Origin of the sequence: Bradyrhizobium canariense, assembly GCF_018130465.1 — a bacterium.
In the GTDB taxonomy this organism is placed as follows: domain Bacteria; phylum Pseudomonadota; class Alphaproteobacteria; order Rhizobiales; family Xanthobacteraceae; genus Bradyrhizobium; species Bradyrhizobium canariense_C.
Window position 1 is genome coordinate 949,879 of sequence record NZ_JAFCKJ010000002.1, and the last position, 15,805, is coordinate 965,683.

At 64.6% G+C, this 15,805-nt stretch carries 18 protein-coding genes; 11 read left to right on the plus strand and 7 right to left on the minus strand.

Annotated elements, in window-relative coordinates:
- The first annotated feature begins 63 nt into the window (after window positions 1-63).
- The 3 genes from JQ591_RS08710 (at window position 64) to JQ591_RS08720 (ending at window position 1,694) form a co-directional block, all read left to right on the plus strand.
- Window positions 64-465, plus strand: a complete 402-nt coding sequence (locus JQ591_RS08710; RefSeq protein ID WP_211395564.1) for a DUF983 domain-containing protein — start codon at window positions 64-66, stop codon at window positions 463-465.
- On the plus strand, window positions 462-1,223 hold the full coding sequence (locus tag JQ591_RS08715; protein ID WP_211395565.1) for an SURF1 family protein: 762 nt from the start codon (window positions 462-464) through the stop codon (window positions 1,221-1,223). Before JQ591_RS08710 ends, JQ591_RS08715 begins: the two co-directional genes overlap by 4 nt.
- 105 nt (window positions 1,224-1,328) lie before the next feature.
- Window positions 1,329-1,694, plus strand: a complete 366-nt coding sequence (locus tag JQ591_RS08720) for a nuclear transport factor 2 family protein (protein ID WP_211395566.1) — start codon at window positions 1,329-1,331, stop codon at window positions 1,692-1,694.
- A gap of 90 nt (window positions 1,695-1,784) precedes the next feature.
- Here the strand turns inward: JQ591_RS08720 and JQ591_RS08725 are convergent, their stop codons facing one another.
- A complete protein-coding gene (locus JQ591_RS08725) occupies window positions 1,785-3,125 on the minus strand; it encodes a histidine kinase (protein WP_211395567.1) in 1,341 nt (446 codons plus the stop codon).
- An 85-nt stretch (window positions 3,126-3,210) separates the two neighbouring features.
- Here JQ591_RS08725 and JQ591_RS08730 point away from each other — a divergent pair, with 85 nt between their 5' ends.
- The 5 genes from JQ591_RS08730 (at window position 3,211) to JQ591_RS08750 (ending at window position 8,535) form a co-directional block, all read left to right on the plus strand.
- Window positions 3,211-3,855 carry a response regulator transcription factor gene (locus JQ591_RS08730; RefSeq protein WP_008541266.1) on the plus strand — a complete coding sequence of 215 codons (645 nt, stop codon included), beginning with the start codon at window positions 3,211-3,213 and terminating at the stop codon, window positions 3,853-3,855.
- A gap of 558 nt (window positions 3,856-4,413) precedes the next feature.
- A complete protein-coding gene (gene thrC, locus JQ591_RS08735) occupies window positions 4,414-5,832 on the plus strand; it encodes a threonine synthase (protein ID WP_211395568.1) in 1,419 nt (472 codons plus the stop codon).
- Window positions 5,829-7,118 carry a M16 family metallopeptidase gene (locus JQ591_RS08740; RefSeq protein ID WP_211395569.1) on the plus strand — a complete coding sequence of 430 codons (1,290 nt, stop codon included), beginning with the start codon at window positions 5,829-5,831 and terminating at the stop codon, window positions 7,116-7,118. Before thrC ends, JQ591_RS08740 begins: the two co-directional genes overlap by 4 nt.
- Before the next feature lie 39 nt (window positions 7,119-7,157).
- The gene (locus tag JQ591_RS08745; protein ID WP_211395570.1) at window positions 7,158-7,745 is read left to right on the plus strand and encodes a GNAT family N-acetyltransferase; all 588 of its coding nucleotides are present in this window, start codon (window positions 7,158-7,160) and stop codon (window positions 7,743-7,745) included.
- A 136-nt stretch (window positions 7,746-7,881) separates the two neighbouring features.
- A complete protein-coding gene (locus JQ591_RS08750; RefSeq protein ID WP_211395571.1) occupies window positions 7,882-8,535 on the plus strand; it encodes a hypothetical protein in 654 nt (217 codons plus the stop codon).
- A 215-nt stretch (window positions 8,536-8,750) separates the two neighbouring features.
- On the opposite strand, the gene JQ591_RS08755 is transcribed toward JQ591_RS08750, so the two are convergent.
- The 5 genes from JQ591_RS08755 to JQ591_RS08775 all read right to left on the minus strand — a co-directional run bounded on the left by JQ591_RS08755 (window position 8,751) and on the right by JQ591_RS08775 (window position 11,389).
- Window positions 8,751-9,236 (minus strand): ATP F0F1 synthase subunit B, encoded by a 486-nt coding sequence (locus JQ591_RS08755; protein WP_211395572.1) that lies wholly within the window; start codon window positions 9,234-9,236, stop codon window positions 8,751-8,753.
- A gap of 5 nt (window positions 9,237-9,241) precedes the next feature.
- Window positions 9,242-9,808, minus strand: coding sequence for a F0F1 ATP synthase subunit B' (locus tag JQ591_RS08760; protein WP_211395573.1), 567 nt, complete (start codon window positions 9,806-9,808; stop codon window positions 9,242-9,244).
- 60 nt (window positions 9,809-9,868) lie between these two features.
- Window positions 9,869-10,099: a F0F1 ATP synthase subunit C gene (locus JQ591_RS08765; protein ID WP_007599451.1), complete on the minus strand. Its 231-nt coding sequence runs from the start codon at window positions 10,097-10,099 to the stop codon at window positions 9,869-9,871.
- A 53-nt stretch (window positions 10,100-10,152) separates the two neighbouring features.
- A complete protein-coding gene (locus JQ591_RS08770; protein WP_018459993.1) occupies window positions 10,153-10,902 on the minus strand; it encodes a F0F1 ATP synthase subunit A in 750 nt (249 codons plus the stop codon).
- A 112-nt stretch (window positions 10,903-11,014) separates the two neighbouring features.
- Window positions 11,015-11,389 carry an AtpZ/AtpI family protein gene (locus tag JQ591_RS08775; RefSeq protein ID WP_211395574.1) on the minus strand — a complete coding sequence of 125 codons (375 nt, stop codon included), beginning with the start codon at window positions 11,387-11,389 and terminating at the stop codon, window positions 11,015-11,017.
- A gap of 373 nt (window positions 11,390-11,762) precedes the next feature.
- Here JQ591_RS08775 and JQ591_RS08780 point away from each other — a divergent pair, with 373 nt between their 5' ends.
- Together JQ591_RS08780 and JQ591_RS08785 are read left to right on the plus strand one after the other, a co-directional pair.
- The gene (locus tag JQ591_RS08780) at window positions 11,763-12,284 is read left to right on the plus strand and encodes a hypothetical protein (protein ID WP_211395575.1); all 522 of its coding nucleotides are present in this window, start codon (window positions 11,763-11,765) and stop codon (window positions 12,282-12,284) included.
- Between the two features lie 169 nt (window positions 12,285-12,453).
- On the plus strand, window positions 12,454-12,933 hold the full coding sequence (locus JQ591_RS08785) for a secondary thiamine-phosphate synthase enzyme YjbQ (protein ID WP_211395576.1): 480 nt from the start codon (window positions 12,454-12,456) through the stop codon (window positions 12,931-12,933).
- A gap of 61 nt (window positions 12,934-12,994) precedes the next feature.
- Here the strand turns inward: JQ591_RS08785 and JQ591_RS08790 are convergent, their stop codons facing one another.
- Window positions 12,995-14,620 carry an MFS transporter gene (locus tag JQ591_RS08790; protein WP_211395577.1) on the minus strand — a complete coding sequence of 542 codons (1,626 nt, stop codon included), beginning with the start codon at window positions 14,618-14,620 and terminating at the stop codon, window positions 12,995-12,997.
- Window positions 14,621-14,962: 342 nt separating this feature from the next.
- On the opposite strand from JQ591_RS08790, the gene JQ591_RS08795 reads away from it, so the two are divergent.
- On the plus strand, window positions 14,963-15,634 hold the full coding sequence (locus tag JQ591_RS08795; protein WP_211395578.1) for a response regulator: 672 nt from the start codon (window positions 14,963-14,965) through the stop codon (window positions 15,632-15,634).
- The last annotated feature ends 171 nt before the right edge of the window (window positions 15,635-15,805 follow it).

The window sequence follows — 15,805 nt, forward strand, 5'->3', positions numbered from 1 at the left end:
AGGGCCGCCCTTTTGCTTTCTGCGCGCAGGGGTTTCGGCAGAAACTGTGATAGACCGTTCATCATGAACGAAGCCCCCGACACGTCCGAGTCGAAAGCCACCGTCCTGCAAAGTGCGCTGCGCGGGCTCGCCTGCAAATGCCCGCGCTGCGGCCAGGGCAAGCTCTATGCGGGTTTCCTGACGCTTGCGCCTTCCTGCGACCGTTGCGGCCTCGACTACGCCTTCATCGATTCGGGCGACGGTCCGGCGATCTTCATCATCATGCTGGCCGGCGCGATCGTGGTCGGCTGCGCGCTCGTCGTCGAGGTCAAATACCAGCCGCCGTACTGGCTGCACGCGGTGCTGTGGCTGCCGCTGATCCTCGCGACCACCCTGCTGCCGTTGCGCGCAATGAAGTCGCTGCTGATCGCGCTGCAATTCCACCACAAGGCGGCGCCGGGCCGGCTGGTCGACCGTACGAAATGAACGAGACCGCGCGTAAGCCCCGCGTGGCCGGCTTCGCGCTGTTCACGCTTTTCCTGACCGCGGTCTGCGTCGTGCTCGGTGTCTGGCAATTGCAGCGCCGTCTCGCCAAGCACGACCTGATCGCCGCCCTCACCGAGCGTCTTGCGGAGGTGCCGGTCGCTCTGCCGGCGCCGGCACAATGGGCCGCGCTAAGTCCCGCGCGCGATGAATTCCGCCGTGTCAGCTTTACCGCGACCTATGCGCAATTGCCCGATGCGATGGTCTATTCCCCCGGGTCCGCCGTGCGCAAGGACGCTTCAGGCCCCGGCACCTGGGCGTTCCTGCCGGCACGGCTGCCGAGCGGCGAGACGGTGGTGATCGATGCGGGCTTCGTCGAAAACACCATGCAGGATCGCAGCGTCGAGGATCGCGCGGTCAAGAAGCTCGTCACGGGGCAGGTGGTCTCGTTCACCGGCTATCTGCGCTTTCCCGAGGCACCTGGCTGGCTGACCCCGGCGGAGAACCGCGACAAGCGGCTGTGGTTCGTGCGCGATCATGTGGCGATCGCGAGCGCGCTGGGCTGGGGCGCGGTTGCGCCGTTCTATGTCGATCTCGAGCAGCCGGCGCCCGAGAACGGCATTCCGCGGCCGGGGCCGCTCGACGTGCATCTCAAGGACGATCACCTGCAATACGCCATCACCTGGTTCACGCTTGCAGGCGCCGTGCTCATCGCCTTCGCCGTGTGGGCAAGAGGGCGGCGGCAGGGCCCAACTCCGTAGATCCCGCAGGGGAACCCGGTATCGCCCGGGGTTTACCATTCAGCGCACATTCACGAGTGTGGTCCTAAGCCGCCAGTAATTTTCCGCGGCATACAGGATTGCAGCGTGAGCGATTTCGACCAGATGGGAATTGTCGTCGACTGGGTGGATGCCTGCAGGAAGGGCGACCTCGCGACGCTACTCGACCTCTATGCGGACGACGCCCAGGTCGAATGCTCGTGTAACGGCACGCAGCGCTATCGCGGCCGGAGCGAGCTCGAGGCCTATTGGCAGCCCCGGCTCAGCGCTTTCTCGTCGGCAGGTTTCGGGCTGGAGGAAATCCATCCTGCGCCCCATGGCGTCGATCTCGAATATTCCGTCGCCGGCGCGCTGCGCATCCGCGCCTCGTTTTGCTTCAGCCCGGACGGCAAGATCCGCACCACGCTGTGCGAGCCGGCACGACAGAGCGCCCATGTTGGCTGTGCGTGCTAGAGTTCGGTTCTGATTAGATCAGAAACTCTAGATTCTCGTCCTGACGCGTTTTCTTCACGCGAACCGGTATCCACTTCGCTCGAAAACGCTCTAGCCGGTCACCGGCGCCTCGCGTGCCGGTTCGGCGGGAAGGCGGCAGCGCACATAGGTCCTGTCGTCCACGCGCAGCAGTGACAGCGATCCGCTGAGCGCGCGCACGCGCTCATGCATGCCGGTCAGGCCACGGCCGAACATGTTGTCTTCGGGAAAGCCGCCGCCGTCGTCGGAAATCTCGACGACGACCGTCTCGCCGGCGAAGGTTGCATGCACATGGGCATTGCTGGCGCCGGCATGGCGCAGCACGTTGGTCAGCGCCTCCTGGATCACGCGATAGACGGTCTGAGCCAGCGGCCCGTCGATCCCGTTGAGATCCGGATCAATCGTATCGGTCAGGCAGATATACGGTGCCTGCTTGCGAAAGTTCCGGAGCAGCGTCTGCACGCTGGTCTCCAGACCCAATTCCTCGATGTAGAGCGGTCGCAACCGGTCGAGGATGCGGCGGTTGCTCTGCTGGAGCGCTTCGACCGATTGCAACACCTCCTGTGCCGAACTGCTGAGATTTCCCGCCGGAGGCGATGCATCGACCAATGCGATCGTGCCGGCGCGGATGCTGAACAGCAGCGGGCCGAGCTCGTCGTGCAGTTCGCGCGCGAGATCGCGCCGCTCGTCGTCCTGGAGCGACACCACGCGGTGCAGCAGGTCGCGATTGTCCTGGCTCAATTGCGCCAGCGTTTCGGCCAGCGCATTGGCCTCCGCGCAGCTTTGCCGGATTTCCGGCGGTCCTCCGACCGGGATCGGCGTTGCGTAGTCGCCGCGCCGCATCCGCGTGAGCCCTTCGCCGAGATCTTGCAGCGGACGCAGGGCCGATCCCGCGAAAACATAGGCAATGGTGCCGGTGAGCACCATCAGCCCGACAACGAGGCTGGTCAGCGCGAGAAAGCCGATCCACTTCTCGAACAGGTCGGCGGACAGGTCCGGCAGGAAGACGAGATCGCCGACACGCTGGCCGTCGATCGTCACCGGAGCTGCCGCGTCCATGCTCGGAATGGTGAGCAGGTCGACAAACCATTGCGGTACGCCATGCGGCTTGCGCAGGCCGTCCCTCGCTGGGGATGCGGGACCCGTCTCCACGGCACGGAACTGGATATCGGAGGAGGTGTCCAGAGAATGGACAAAGGCGTCGAGCGTCTGCCGCGGATTGTTCGAGGTGCGCAGGGTATTGTTGAGCGCGGCGGCAACCGTCTGGATCGAACGCCACGCCGGCTCGTTCTCGTCCGCCAGTTGGTCGGTCGCGAAGGTTTGGAGCAGCACGCCGCTCATGATCAGCGCGGCGAGGAAGCTCATGCCGAGCGGCAGAAACAATTGGGTCCTGAACGAGAGACGTTGCCACATTAGGTCAATTCTAACGCGCATCGGTCGGATTTACTCTTTCCATTTGTTCCCGGCGGTTTATGAGTCAAAAAACAAGAGAGCTGCGATGCAAGATACTGCCAAGCCGGCAACCAGGGTTCTGATTGTCGACGACCATCCCGTGGTGCTGTCCGGTTGCCGCACCCTGTTCGCCTCCGACCATTCGATCCGGATCGACGAGGCGACCGACGCCAAATCCGGGCATCGCGCCTATGTCAGCAAGCGGCCCGACGTCACTGTGATCGACATCAGCCTGCCCGACGTCTCCGGCTTCGAACTGATGCGACGCATTCGCAAGGACGATCCCGACGCCAAGATCATCATGTTCAGCATGAACGACGATCCGGCCTTCGTGGTGCGGGCGGTCGAGCTTGGGGCGCAGGGCTACGTCTCCAAGGGCGACGATCCCCGGATCCTGCTCAAGGCGGTGCGCAAGGTGGTTGCGGGCGACAATTTCATCTCGCCGCAGCTCGCGGAAGCGGTGACGTTTTCCGGCGCGGCGATCAAGGCCAATCCGGCCTCGCAGATGACGCCGCGGGAGCTCGAGATTCTGCGCCTGCTGGGGCGAGGCGACAAGATCGTCGAGGTCGCCGAGGCGCTCGGTATCTCCTACAAGACCGTCGCCAACACCACGTCCCTGCTCAAGCAGAAGCTCGGCGCCAAGAACCATTCCGACCTGATCCGGATCGCGGTGGAAATCGGGATGAACTGACGCCCCCGGGCGCCGAACCGGCTGCTCCAGGATGCTGCCGGTTCGGCGGGGCGGACCGGTCTCGGCGCTGAGCCGGGCAATGCATGGATAGCGCCGACACCCTCCGCCGACACAATGGGCCGAGCCGTCGTTCGTTCCTGGACTGTCCGGTCCTTCGGGAAATAATGGTAATGCGTGACGAGAGGTTGCTCGCGAGCGCTTGCCAGAGCCGAAACGTGTCGGGAAAAATAGGAACATTTTCTCGCATCTACCGTTTTGACCCTTGACGATTTCGCGACAGGCGACGAAAGCTTGCGCGAACAGTTTTAGCGGGTCGGTGACCCCAGAGGCAAAACCGGTCTGCACACAACGACAGACCTTCCAAGAGAGGGCTGCGGCATTGCCGCAGCCCTTTTCGTTGGCAGCCCTTTTTCGTTGGATGGGCCCAGGCGCGAAGCGGTTTCCCGATGCCGCAAAACACTTTATGGTGGCCCAAAGCCTCTGGCTGTTAACAAGTAACTTCGTAAAATCAAAGGCTTGCGGATCGAGCTCAGGCTCGGCCGGCCTTTGGAGGGCAGTTTGACTCGTTATATCTCGACCCGGGGCGAGGCCCCCGAACTCGGCTTCTGCGACGTGATGCTGACCGGGCTCGCCCGCGACGGCGGCCTGTATGTGCCGGCCACCTGGCCGCAACTCTCGACCGACGCCATCGCCGGCTTCTTCGGTCGTCCCTATTGGGAGGTCGCGGTCGAGGTGATCCGCCCCTTCGCCGGCGGCGAGATCTCCGACGCCGAACTCGGCCGCATGGCGAACGAGGCCTACGCCACCTTCCGCCATCCGGCGGTGGTGCCGCTGCGCCAGATGGCGCCGCACCAGTTCGTGCTGGAGCTGTTCCACGGTCCGACGCTCGCCTTCAAGGACGTGGCGATGCAGCTGATCTCGCGGCTGATGGACCACGTGCTCGCCAAGCGCGGCCAGCGCACCACCATCGTGGTCGCGACCTCAGGCGACACCGGCGGTGCCGCGGTTGACGCGTTCGCTGGGCTCGAGAATGTCGATCTCATCGTGCTGTTCCCGCATGGCCGCATCTCCGAGGTGCAGCGGCGGATGATGACGACGACGGGCGCAGCCAACGTCCATGCACTCGCCGTCGAGGGCAATTTCGACGATTGCCAGGCCCTCGTGAAGGCGATGTTCAACAACCATCGCTTCCGCGATGCGACTTCGCTGTCCGGCGTCAATTCCATCAATTGGGCGCGCATCGTCGCCCAGGTGGTCTATTATTTCACCTCCGCCGTTGCCGTCGGCGCACCGGCACGCGCGGTGGACTTCGTCGTGCCGACCGGCAATTTCGGTGACATCTTTGCCGGCTATGTCGCCAAGCGCATGGGTCTTCCGGTGCGGACCCTGGGCATCGCCGCCAACGTCAACGACATCCTGGCGCGCACGCTGAAGACCGGGATCTACGAGGTGCGCGAGGTCCACGCGACGGCGTCGCCGTCGATGGACATCCAGATCTCCTCGAATTTCGAGCGGCTGCTGTTCGAGGCGGGCCGGCGCGATGCCGCCGGCGTGCGCCGTCTCATGGATTCGCTGAAGCAGTCGGGGCGCTTCGTGCTGCCCGATGCGACGCTGGCCGCGATCCGCGAGGAATTCGACGCGGGCCGGGCCGACGAGACCGAGACCGCGGCCGCGATCCGCGCCGCCTGGCGCGAGGCGGGCGAACTGGTCGATCCCCACACCGCGGTCGCGCTTGCGGTCGCCGACCGCGACACCACCGACACGACGGTTCCCAGCATCGTGCTGTCCACCGCCCATCCGGCCAAATTCCCCGATGCGGTCGAAGCTGCCTGCGGCCAGCGGCCGCAACTGCCGGCCTGGCTCGATGGTCTGATGACCAAATCCGAACACATGAAGGTGATGAAGAACGACCAGGCCGAGGTCGAGCGGTTCGTGCTGTCGGTCAGCCGCGCCGCGAAACAGGGAGTTGCCGGATGAGCGTCGAGATTTCCAAGCTTGCGTCCGGCCTGACCGTCGTCACCGACAAGATGCCCCATCTCGAGACCGCGGCGCTCGGCGTCTGGGCCGGCGTCGGCGGACGCGACGAGAAGCCCAACGAGCACGGCATCTCGCATCTCCTGGAACATATGGCGTTCAAGGGCACGACGACGCGCACCTCGCGCGAGATCGTCGAGGAGATCGAGGCGGTCGGCGGCGACCTCAATGCCGGCACCTCGACCGAGACCACGTCCTATTATGCGCGGGTGCTGAAGGCCGACGTGCCGCTCGCGCTCGACGTGCTCGCCGACATCCTGGCCAATCCCGCCTTCGAGCCCGACGAGCTCGAGCGCGAGAAGAACGTCATCGTGCAGGAGATCGGCGCGGCGCAGGACACGCCTGACGACGTCGTGTTCGAGCATCTCAACGAGCTCTGCTATCCCGACCAGCCGATGGGCCGTTCGCTGCTCGGCACTGCGAAGACCTTGCGTGCCTTCAGCCGCGACTCGCTGCGCGACTATCTGTCGACGCATTACCGCGGGCCCGACATGGTGGTGGCGGCGGCTGGCGCGGTCGATCACAAGCAGGTGGTCGCCGAGGTCGAGCAGCGCTTCGCCAGTTTTGAGGGGACGGCGGGTCCCAAGCCGCAATCCGCACAGTTCGGCAAGGGCGGCACCAAGGTGGTGCATCGCGAGCTCGAGCAGGCGCATCTGACGCTGGCGCTGGAGGGCGTGCCACAGAACGATTTGTCGCTGTTCTCGCTCCAGGTCTTCACCAACATCCTCGGCGGCGGGATGTCGTCGCGGCTGTTCCAGGAGGTGCGCGAGAAGCGCGGCCTCTGTTACTCGATCTACTCGTTCCACGCGCCCTATACCGACACCGGCTTCTTCGGCCTCTACACCGGCACCGATCCGGCCGATGCGCCCGAGATGATGGAGGTCGTGGTCGACATCATGAATGATTCGGTCGAGACCCTGACCGAGGTCGAGATCGCGCGGGCCAAGGCGCAGATGAAGGCGGGCCTGCTGATGGCGCTGGAGAGCTGCTCGTCCCGCGCCGAGCAGCTCGCCCGGCATGTGCTGGCCTATGGCCGGCCCCAGACGGCCGAGGAGCTCGTGGCCCGGATCGACGCCGTCAGCGTCGAATCGACCCGCGATGCGGCGCGTGCGCTGCTTTCGCGCAGCCGCCCTGCGGTTGTCGCATTAGGCAGTGGCAGGGGTCTGGACACGGCGGTGTCTTTTGCGGAAGGATTGACCCGGGCACGCGCCAAGGCGCGGCTGCATTAGGAGCCGCGCACGGGTTGATCCGCCCCGGGAAGCATCACCATGGCCCTCTTTCGCCTGCCATCCAGTGGACCCGCCGCTCTCGCGCCGCGCGGCAACGGCCTGTTGCTACGCGCGCCGCAGATGTCGGACTTCCTGCAGTGGGCACATTTGCGCGAGTCCAGCCGCGACTACCTGACGCCCTGGGAGCCGATCTGGCCGTCGGATGATCTCACCCGCTCCGGCTTCCGCCGTCGCCTGCGGCGCTATTCCGAGGACATCGCCGCGGACCGTTCCTATCCGTTTCTGATCTTCCGCGAACTCGACGGCGCCATGGTCGGCGGCATCACGCTCGCCAATGTCCGGCGCGGCATCGTCCAGGCCGGCACCATCGGCTATTGGGTCGGGAAGCCCAACGCCCAGCGCGGCTACATGACGGCCGCGCTCCGGGTGCTGTTGCCGACGCTGTTCGGCGAGCTCAATCTGCACCGGGTCGAGGCCGCCTGCATCCCGACCAATGCGCCGTCGATCCGGGTGCTGGAGAAGTGCGGCTTCTCCCGCGAGGGGCTGGCGCGCCGCTATCTCTGCATCAACGGGATCTGGCAGGACCATTTGCTGTTCGGCCTGCTGCACGAGGATTTCCGCGGCTGAGCCCGTTCATTCATGTGGCCAAAGTCTCCTTGTTTGCCGCCTTGTTGTGCTTGCCTTGGGTTCGCCGGTTTTGACGATATAACGGCGCAAGCCGGCCGGTGATCGGCCGGGATGTTGTCATGGAGTATGGGCGTTGATGGTGCAGGAGCTTCGGTCATCGCGGAATGCGTTGCGACGGGGGGCAGCGGTCGCGCTGGCGTTGTCGGTTGCGCTCGTCTCCGTCTCGCCGGTTGCGGCGCAGTCGCTGACCGATCGCTTCAAGGGCCTGTTCGGCGGCAAGTCCGACGAGCCGGCGCAGCCCAAGCCGGCACCCGCGCCTGGCCAGCCGGCGGATGACGACCTCGATTGCCCGCAGGTGACGGTGCGCGCGGGGGCGTCGACCTACGCGGTTGGCGCCACCGGCAAGCCGGCCGTCGGCAATGAGATCCGCTTCCAGGCGACGATCACCAAGATGGCGCGTGAATGTGCCCGCAGCAGCGTTGGCATCACGGCCCGGATCGGCATCCAGGGCCGCGTCATCGCCGGTCCCGCCGGTGCGCCTGCGACCGTCGAGGTGCCGTTGCGCGTCGCCGTGGTGCATGGCGGCGTCGGTGAGAAGGTGATCGCCTCGAAAGCTTACCGGACCACGGTCGAGATGGCCGAGGGCGGCAGCGTGCCCTTCACCTTCGTCGCCGAGGATCTGAGCTATCCGGTGCCGTCGGCCAAGGATGCCGATTCCTACGTTTTCTATGTCGGCTTCGATCCGCAGGCGCTCTCGCCCGAGCCGAAGGCGCGGGCGAAGAAGAAGTAGGGTCGGTCTCGTGCCCCGGACGCGGCGCAGCGCGCAGCGGTGCGACGCAGAGCCGGGGCCTATGTTGCGATCAGCGTTATCGTGTGAGGCATGGGTCCCGGCTCTGCGGAGCAGCGTTACACGCTGCGCCGCGTCCGGGACACGAGAGAAAGCCATACCAACAAAAAAGCCGGCGCTCATCGCGCCGGCTTTTTGATTGGTGAAGGCAAGACCCCTCAGTTCAGCTTCTGCCGAACCTCGGTGATGCCCTTGGCGAGAAGGTCGTCGGCGACCTGGCCCTTGACCGACTGCGACAGGATCGTGGAGGCGGCCTGGACGGCGGCTTCCGCGGCTGCGGCGCGAACATCGGCCACCGCTTGGGCCTCGGCGAGCGCGATCTTGCCCTCCGCGGTCTTGGTGCGGCGGGCGACGAAATCTTCCACCTTGGCCTTGGCCTCAATTGCGATGCGCTCGGCTTCGCTCCGCGCGTTGGCGATGATGTCGGCGGCCTCGCGTTCGGCCGAGGCGGTGCGCGCCTTGTAGTCGGCCAGCACCTTGGCGGCTTCCTGCTTGAGGCGCGTCGCGTCGTCGAGTTCGGCCTTGATGCGATCGGCGCGATGGTCGAGCGCAGTCATTGCTTTCTTGAAGACCCCGAGATAGCCGAACACGACCATCAAGATCACGAAGGCGATGGCGACCCAGGTTTCAGGATCGAAGAACATATCGATTAACCCTTCAAGGACGCATCAACGGCGGCATTGACCAACGCCGCGTCCGGAACCACGCCGGTGAGCTGCTGCACGATGGTGCCTGCCGCATCGGCCGCGATGCCGCGGACGTTGCTCATGGCGGTCGCACGGGTCGAGGCGATGGTCTTCTCCGCCTCGGCGAGCTTGGCCGCCAGCTGTTCTTCCAGCGCCTTGCGCTCGGCGTCCGCCTGCGCATTCGCCTTGTCGCGGGATTCGTTGCCGATGGCCTGCGCGCGCGAGCGTGCCGAAGCAAGCTCGCTTTCATAGGCCTTCAGCGCCGCTTCGGACTGGTCCTTCAGCTTCTGCGCTTCGGCGAGGTCGCCCTCGATCTTGTTCTGACGCGCCTCGATCGCCCCGCCGACGCGCGGCAAAGCGAGCTTGGACACGATCACGTAAAGCGCGACGAAGAAGATCGCGAGAGACACCAGCTGTGAAGCATAGGTACCGCTCTCGAACGGCGGAAAACCGCCACCGTGGTGACCACCGTCAGCCTCGGTGTGAGCGCCCGCCGCCGGACCTTTTGCGCCGCCATGACTTTCAGCCATGGAGTACTCCTGTTGCTGTCATGCGCGCCGCTTCGGTCGAAGCGGCGCGAAAAATCGTCCTCAGAGCGGAACGAACAGCAGCAGTAGCGCGATCAGCAGCGAGAAAATGCCGAGCGCTTCGGTCACGGCGAAGCCGAAGATCAGATTGCCGAACTGGCCCTGAGCGGCCGAGGGGTTGCGAACGGCTGCGGCGAGGTAGTTGCCGAAGATCACGCCGACGCCGACGCCCGCGCCGCCCATGCCGATGCATGCGATGCCCGCGCCGATAAGTTTTGCTGCTGCCGGATCCATTTTAGACTCCTTGGAAGAAAGATTGGGTTTTGGGTGGAAATTCCCCGGACCGCTCAGTGTCCCGGATGAATGGCGTCGTTGAGGTAGATGCAGGTCAGGATCGCAAACACATAGGCTTGCAGGAACGCGACCAGAATCTCGAGAGCGTACAGCGCGACCGTGAGCGCCAGCGGCAGCACGCCGCCGACCCAGCCAAGGGCGCCGAGCGAGAAGCCGAGCATGGCGACGAAGCCCGCGAACACCTTCAGCGCGATGTGGCCGGCCAGCATGTTGGCGAACAGACGGACGCTGTGGGAGACCGGCCGCAGGAAGAACGACAGGATCTCGATGAACATCACCAGCGGCAGGATGTAGCCGGGGACGCCGTGGGGCACGAAGATCGAGAAGAATTTCAGGCCGTTCTTGGCAATGCCGTAGATCAGGACGGTGAAGAAGACCAGCAGCGCGAGCGCCGCGGTGACGATCAGATGGCTCGAGATCGTGAAGGTGTAGGGGATGATGCCGACCAGGTTCGAAACGCAGATGAACATGAACAGCGAGAAGATCAGCGGGAAGAACTTCATGCCTTCCGCGCCGGCCGTCGAGCGGATGGTCGAGGCCACGAATTCGTAGGAGATCTCGGCGACCGACTGGAGGCGCCCGGGAACCAGCTGCGTGCCGCTGGCGAGCATCAGGATCGAAATGATCGCGACCGCCACCAGCATGTAGAGCGACGAATTGGTGAAGGCGATCGTGTGGTTGCCGATATGGCCCAGGGTGAAGAGAGGCTCGATGTTGAACTGGTGGATCGGGTCGATTTTCATCAGCGCGGCATCTCTTGGTCTGCCGGGCGATACCGGCGGGTCTCGGTCTGCCGGTCGGGCCGGCCCGTACCGGCAAAGCCGGCACGATCATTCCTCTCCTGGTGTGGATCGCTTAAGAACCACCGCGCCTGTTTTGACCCGCGCCTGCCGTTCTCACCACATTCACCACGCCGGCTACGAAGCCCAGCAGCAGGAACACGATAAATCCGAAAGGCGACGTCGACAGCAAGCGGTCGAAACCCCAGCCAATCCCCGCTCCGACAACGACCCCGGCGACCAACTCGGAGGATAACCGGAAACCAAGCGCCATCGCCGAGGCTCTGGCCGCTCTGTCTTCACCGTCACCTGCGGGTTGCTCGGTCTTGATGTGGCGGCCGCGAAATTCGGACAACCGCTGATCAAGATTCCCGAGCCGTTCGGAAAGCGCAGCTTCCTCGGGCGATCTATCGCGATCTCCATTCTCGCCGTGTCCCGTGCCCTGTGTCATGCAACGAAGACCCGAAACGCCGCGGCTGAATGGAAATTACGCCCGCCACCCTCAAAAGCCGCGCGGACCATACTGATGGCCCATAATCAAGTCAAGCCAAGTCACGATTGTGTCCATTCCTATTATGTATCTGATTTATTTGACAATATTGGCGCGAGCGGCAGCGCTGCACACAGCGTGACGCCGCACCGCAGCAGCTCTCCGCTTGATCGGCGGATGCAGTCGCCATTTCGCCCAGCTGCCGGGATCAAAGGGGGCGCCGCAGTCGTTCATGTCAGAGGCGTGTTTTGGGCGGCGGATCGCCTCGCCGGGGTGTAGAATTTGCGAGAGGCCACCTATGAGAGCGCCACCTCGCGTCGTGGCGGAGAGCGCGATGAGACCAGCGAATTCATCCACAGCATCATGGCTTGCGGCGGCGGCGATCGCCGCGGCGATGACCATCAGCGGCGGCCTCCTGGCCGCGCAATCGGCGCCCGACAGCGAAAACGGCCGCTACAGCATGACCCCCATCCCCGAGGGCGTGCTGCGGCTCGACACCCGCACCGGCACGGTGTCGACCTGCACCAGGAGCGGCGTCGGCTGGGCCTGCTACGCGGTGCCCGATGAACGTACCGCGCTCGACGCCGAGATCGGCAGGCTCCAGGCCGAAGTCGAGACGCTGAAGGGACGGCTCGCGGCGGGGCCGACCGTATCAGGCAAGATCGACGAGGCGCTGCCGAAATCCGATCCGCTCAAGAAGGCGGAGCCGAAGGCCGCCGAGGGTGACCGCAGGATCGAGATCCCGCTGCCGAGCGACCAGGACGTCGATCGCGTGATGTCGTTCCTGGAAAAGGCCTGGCGTCGGCTGATCGACATGGCCAACCGCGTGCAGAAGGACGTGTCGGGGAAGATTTAGCGAGCCCCTCGATGTCGTCCTGGCGGAAGCCAGGACCCATACGCCGCAGCCCCTCTGTTTTTCCCAGTGCGCGTGGCCGACTTCTCGCCATCACGGGCATTTGGGGTAATGGGTCCTGGCTCCCGTGCGCAATTGCGCACTAGGCCAGGACGACGTAACGGGAGTCCTCATGACATTAGGCAAATCCGTAACCCGCTCAGCACCATCGACGGTGCAGGCCACCACCGTCGCATCGTCGCTGCTCACCGTGCAGACGCCGGGCTGCGGCTTCATCGACCTCACGACCGAAGCCGCGAAGTTCATCGAGGACGTTCACGCGCGGGACGGCGCGCTGACGCTGTTTATCCGCCACACCTCTGCGTCGCTGACCATCCAGGAGAATGCCGATCCTTCCGTGCTCGTCGATCTCACGACGGTGCTGGCGCGGCTCGCGCCGGACGATGAAGATGCAGGCTGGACTCACGACACCGAAGGGCCGGACGATATGCCGGCGCACATCAAAACCATGCTGACAGGGACCTCGTTGCACGTACCGGTCCTGGGTGGCGCGCTTGCGCTGGGCGCCTGGCAGGCGATCTATCTGATCGAGCATCGCACCCGCCCGCATAGGCGCGAAATCGTGCTGCAATTCATCGGCTGCGATCAGTAGGGCCAAAACAAAACCGGCCGCGGAGACCGCGGCCGGTTCGTGTTGTCGATCGGTGTGCCGATCAGGTCGCCTTGATATCGACGTCCTTGGTCTCCGGCAGGAAGAACAAGCCGATCACGACGGTAATCGATGCGAAGATAACCGGATACCAGAGGCCCGCATAGATATCGCCGGTCGAGGCCACGATGGCGAAGGCGGTCGCCGGCAGCAGGCCGCCGAACCAGCCGTTACCGATGTGGTAGGGCAGCGACATCGAGGTGTAGCGGATGCGGGTCGGGAACAGTTCGACCAGCATCGCGGCGATCGGGCCGTACACCATGGTGACGAAGATCACCAGGACGAACAGCAGTCCGACGACCGCGGCTACCTGCGGACGGAAGATGTCGAACGGATGCGCCATCTTCACGATGCTCGCGTCGCCGGCCTTCGGATACCCGGCTCCCTGCACGGCGGCGAGGACCGCAGGATTGCCGTCCTTGGCATTGGCGTAGGCAACTTCCTTGCCGTTGACCATCACCTTCACGCCGGAGCCGGCCGCACCTGGCGAGGTCGAGTACTTGACCGACGACTGCGCCAGGTAGGCACGTGCGGTGTCGCAAGGCGAGGTGAAGACGCGGGTGCCGACCGGGTTGAACAGGTCGCCGCAACCCGCGGGATCCGCCACCACGTCGACCTTGACCGTCTCGATCGCCTTCTCCAGCGCCGGGTTGGCGTTGGTGGTGATCATCTTGAAGATCGGGAAGAAGGTCAGCGCCGCGATCAGACAGCCGCCGAGGATGATCGGCTTGCGGCCGATCCTGTCGGAGAGCATGCCGAACACGATGAAGAAGCCGGTGCCGAGCAGGAGCGACCAGGCGATCAGCAGGTTGGCGGTGTAGCCGTCGACCTTGAGGATCGATTGCAGGAAGAACAGCGCGTAGAACTGGCCGGTGTACCAGACCACGCCCTGGCCCATCACGCCGCCAAGCAGCGCCAGCAGCACGAGCTTGCCGTTCTGCCAGTTGCCGAAGGCTTCCGTCAGCGGGGCCTTCGAGCTCTTCCCCTCGTCCTTCATCTTCTGGAAGATCGGGGATTCGTTGAGGCGAAGCCGGATCCAGACCGAGACGCCAAGCAGCAGCACCGAGACCAGGAACGGAATGCGCCAGCCCCAGGCGGCGAAGTCGGGTTCGCCGAGCGCGGAGCGCGTGAACAGGATCACCAGCAGCGACAGGAACAGGCCGAGCGTCGCCGTGGTCTGGATGAAGGAGGTGTAGTAGCCGCGCTTGCCATTCGGAGCATGCTCCGCCACGTAGGTCGCCGCACCGCCATATTCACCGCCGAGCGCCAGGCCCTGGGCGAGACGCAGCGCGATCAGGATGATCGGGGCCGCGATGCCGATGGTCGCCGCATTGGGCAGCAGGCCGACGATGAAGGTCGACAGACCCATGATCAGGATGGTGACGAGGAAGGTGTATTTGCGGCCGACGATGTCGCCGACACGGCCGAACACAATCGCGCCGAACGGGCGCACCAGGAAGCCTGCCGCGAAGGCCAGCAGCGCGAAGATGTCGCGGGTTGCCGGGGGATAGGCCGAGAAGAACTGCGCGCCGATGATGCCGGCCAGCGAACCGTAGAGATAGAAGTCGTACCACTCGAAGACGGTACCGAGCGAGGAGGCGAGAATGACGAACCGTTCGTCCTTCGTCATCCCTCCCGCGCCTGCTTGAGACACAGCCATTGTCGACATGTTGAGTCGCTCCCCGAAAAATCGTTTCCTCGCGCCCTGGATGTCCGGTCATGCCGGATCAACCGGGGCCTTGCCCCCAAGGTAACATTGGCGTGAAACCCGCCCCAATACGACTTTCGGCCTTTCGCACTGACGCTCACCTGACACTGCGGGCTTCCATCCGGCAACATAGTGCCTGCCTGTGGATTAACCCCGTTGCCGCAAAGGGATAATGTCCACTTGCATGCCACGGCTGGTCGGGAAAGAATTGACCAGGGCCCCGCGCCGGCTTACTGGCCCGGTGCGATTGCCAGCAAGAGAACGATGAACGCTCCCTCGACCCATCTCGTCATTGCCGATGACCATCCATTGTTCCGCGACGCGCTGCGGCAGGCGGTGGCGGGCGTCCTGAGCTCGGCCAGGATCGACGAGGCCGGATCGTTCGAGGATCTGACCAAGCTTCTGGAACAGACCTCCGACGTCGACCTGATCCTGCTTGACCTCTCGATGCCCGGGATCTCCGGCTTTTCAGGCCTGATCTATCTGCGCGCACAATATCCGGCGATCCCGGTGGTGATCGTCTCCGCTTCCGACGACAGCGCCACGATCCGCCGCTCGCTTGATTTCGGCGCTTCCGGTTTCATTCCGAAGCGCTTCGGCGTCGAGACCCTGCGCGATGCCATCCTCAAGGTGATGGAGGGCGACGTCTGGGTTCCCGCCGACACCGATCTGTCGGCGGCCGCCGACCCGGACATGACGCGCCTGCGCGACCGGCTGGTGACGCTGACGCCGCAGCAGGTCCGGGTTCTGATGATGCTGTCGGAGGGGTTGCTCAACAAGCAGATCGCCTATGAGCTCGGCGTCTCCGAGGCCACCATCAAGGCGCATGTCTCGGCGATCCTGCAAAAGCTCGGCGTCGAAAGCCGGACGCAAGCCGTGATCGCCGCCGCGAAGATCGCCGGCGGCCAGTGGAGGCAGGGCACCCCGACGGGGTGAGCCTGTCGCGAGCGGGCTACGGGACTCTTGCTGTGTCGCTCCCCCGTCAACCCATCTTCGCAAAAATATTCCACTTTACCGAAATTCGGAATTGGCGTATGTGTCGCCCATCCCGGCTCATCCTTGAGGGGCGATCTTGTGGTCGTCATGTTCGCGAGCCGGGCTTGCGGT

Coding starts and splice junctions, on each gene's coding strand:
- JQ591_RS08710 (WP_211395564.1), top strand. CDS start 64: ATGAACGAAGCCCCCGACACGTCCGAGTCGAAAGCCACCGTCCTGCAA.
- JQ591_RS08715 (WP_211395565.1), top strand. CDS start 462: ATGAACGAGACCGCGCGTAAGCCCCGCGTGGCCGGCTTCGCGCTGTTC.
- JQ591_RS08725 (WP_211395567.1), bottom strand. CDS start 3,125: ATGTGGCAACGTCTCTCGTTCAGGACCCAATTGTTTCTGCCGCTCGGC.
- JQ591_RS08730 (WP_008541266.1), top strand. CDS start 3,211: ATGCAAGATACTGCCAAGCCGGCAACCAGGGTTCTGATTGTCGACGAC.
- JQ591_RS08740 (WP_211395569.1), top strand. CDS start 5,829: ATGAGCGTCGAGATTTCCAAGCTTGCGTCCGGCCTGACCGTCGTCACC.
- JQ591_RS08745 (WP_211395570.1), top strand. CDS start 7,158: ATGGCCCTCTTTCGCCTGCCATCCAGTGGACCCGCCGCTCTCGCGCCG.
- JQ591_RS08750 (WP_211395571.1), top strand. CDS start 7,882: ATGGTGCAGGAGCTTCGGTCATCGCGGAATGCGTTGCGACGGGGGGCA.
- JQ591_RS08755 (WP_211395572.1), bottom strand. CDS start 9,236: ATGTTCTTCGATCCTGAAACCTGGGTCGCCATCGCCTTCGTGATCTTG.
- JQ591_RS08760 (WP_211395573.1), bottom strand. CDS start 9,808: ATGGCTGAAAGTCATGGCGGCGCAAAAGGTCCGGCGGCGGGCGCTCAC.
- JQ591_RS08765 (WP_007599451.1), bottom strand. CDS start 10,099: ATGGATCCGGCAGCAGCAAAACTTATCGGCGCGGGCATCGCATGCATC.
- JQ591_RS08770 (WP_018459993.1), bottom strand. CDS start 10,902: ATGAAAATCGACCCGATCCACCAGTTCAACATCGAGCCTCTCTTCACC.
- JQ591_RS08775 (WP_211395574.1), bottom strand. CDS start 11,389: ATGACACAGGGCACGGGACACGGCGAGAATGGAGATCGCGATAGATCG.
- JQ591_RS08780 (WP_211395575.1), top strand. CDS start 11,763: ATGAGACCAGCGAATTCATCCACAGCATCATGGCTTGCGGCGGCGGCG.
- JQ591_RS08785 (WP_211395576.1), top strand. CDS start 12,454: ATGACATTAGGCAAATCCGTAACCCGCTCAGCACCATCGACGGTGCAG.
- JQ591_RS08790 (WP_211395577.1), bottom strand. CDS start 14,620: ATGACGAAGGACGAACGGTTCGTCATTCTCGCCTCCTCGCTCGGTACC.
- JQ591_RS08795 (WP_211395578.1), top strand. CDS start 14,963: ATGAACGCTCCCTCGACCCATCTCGTCATTGCCGATGACCATCCATTG.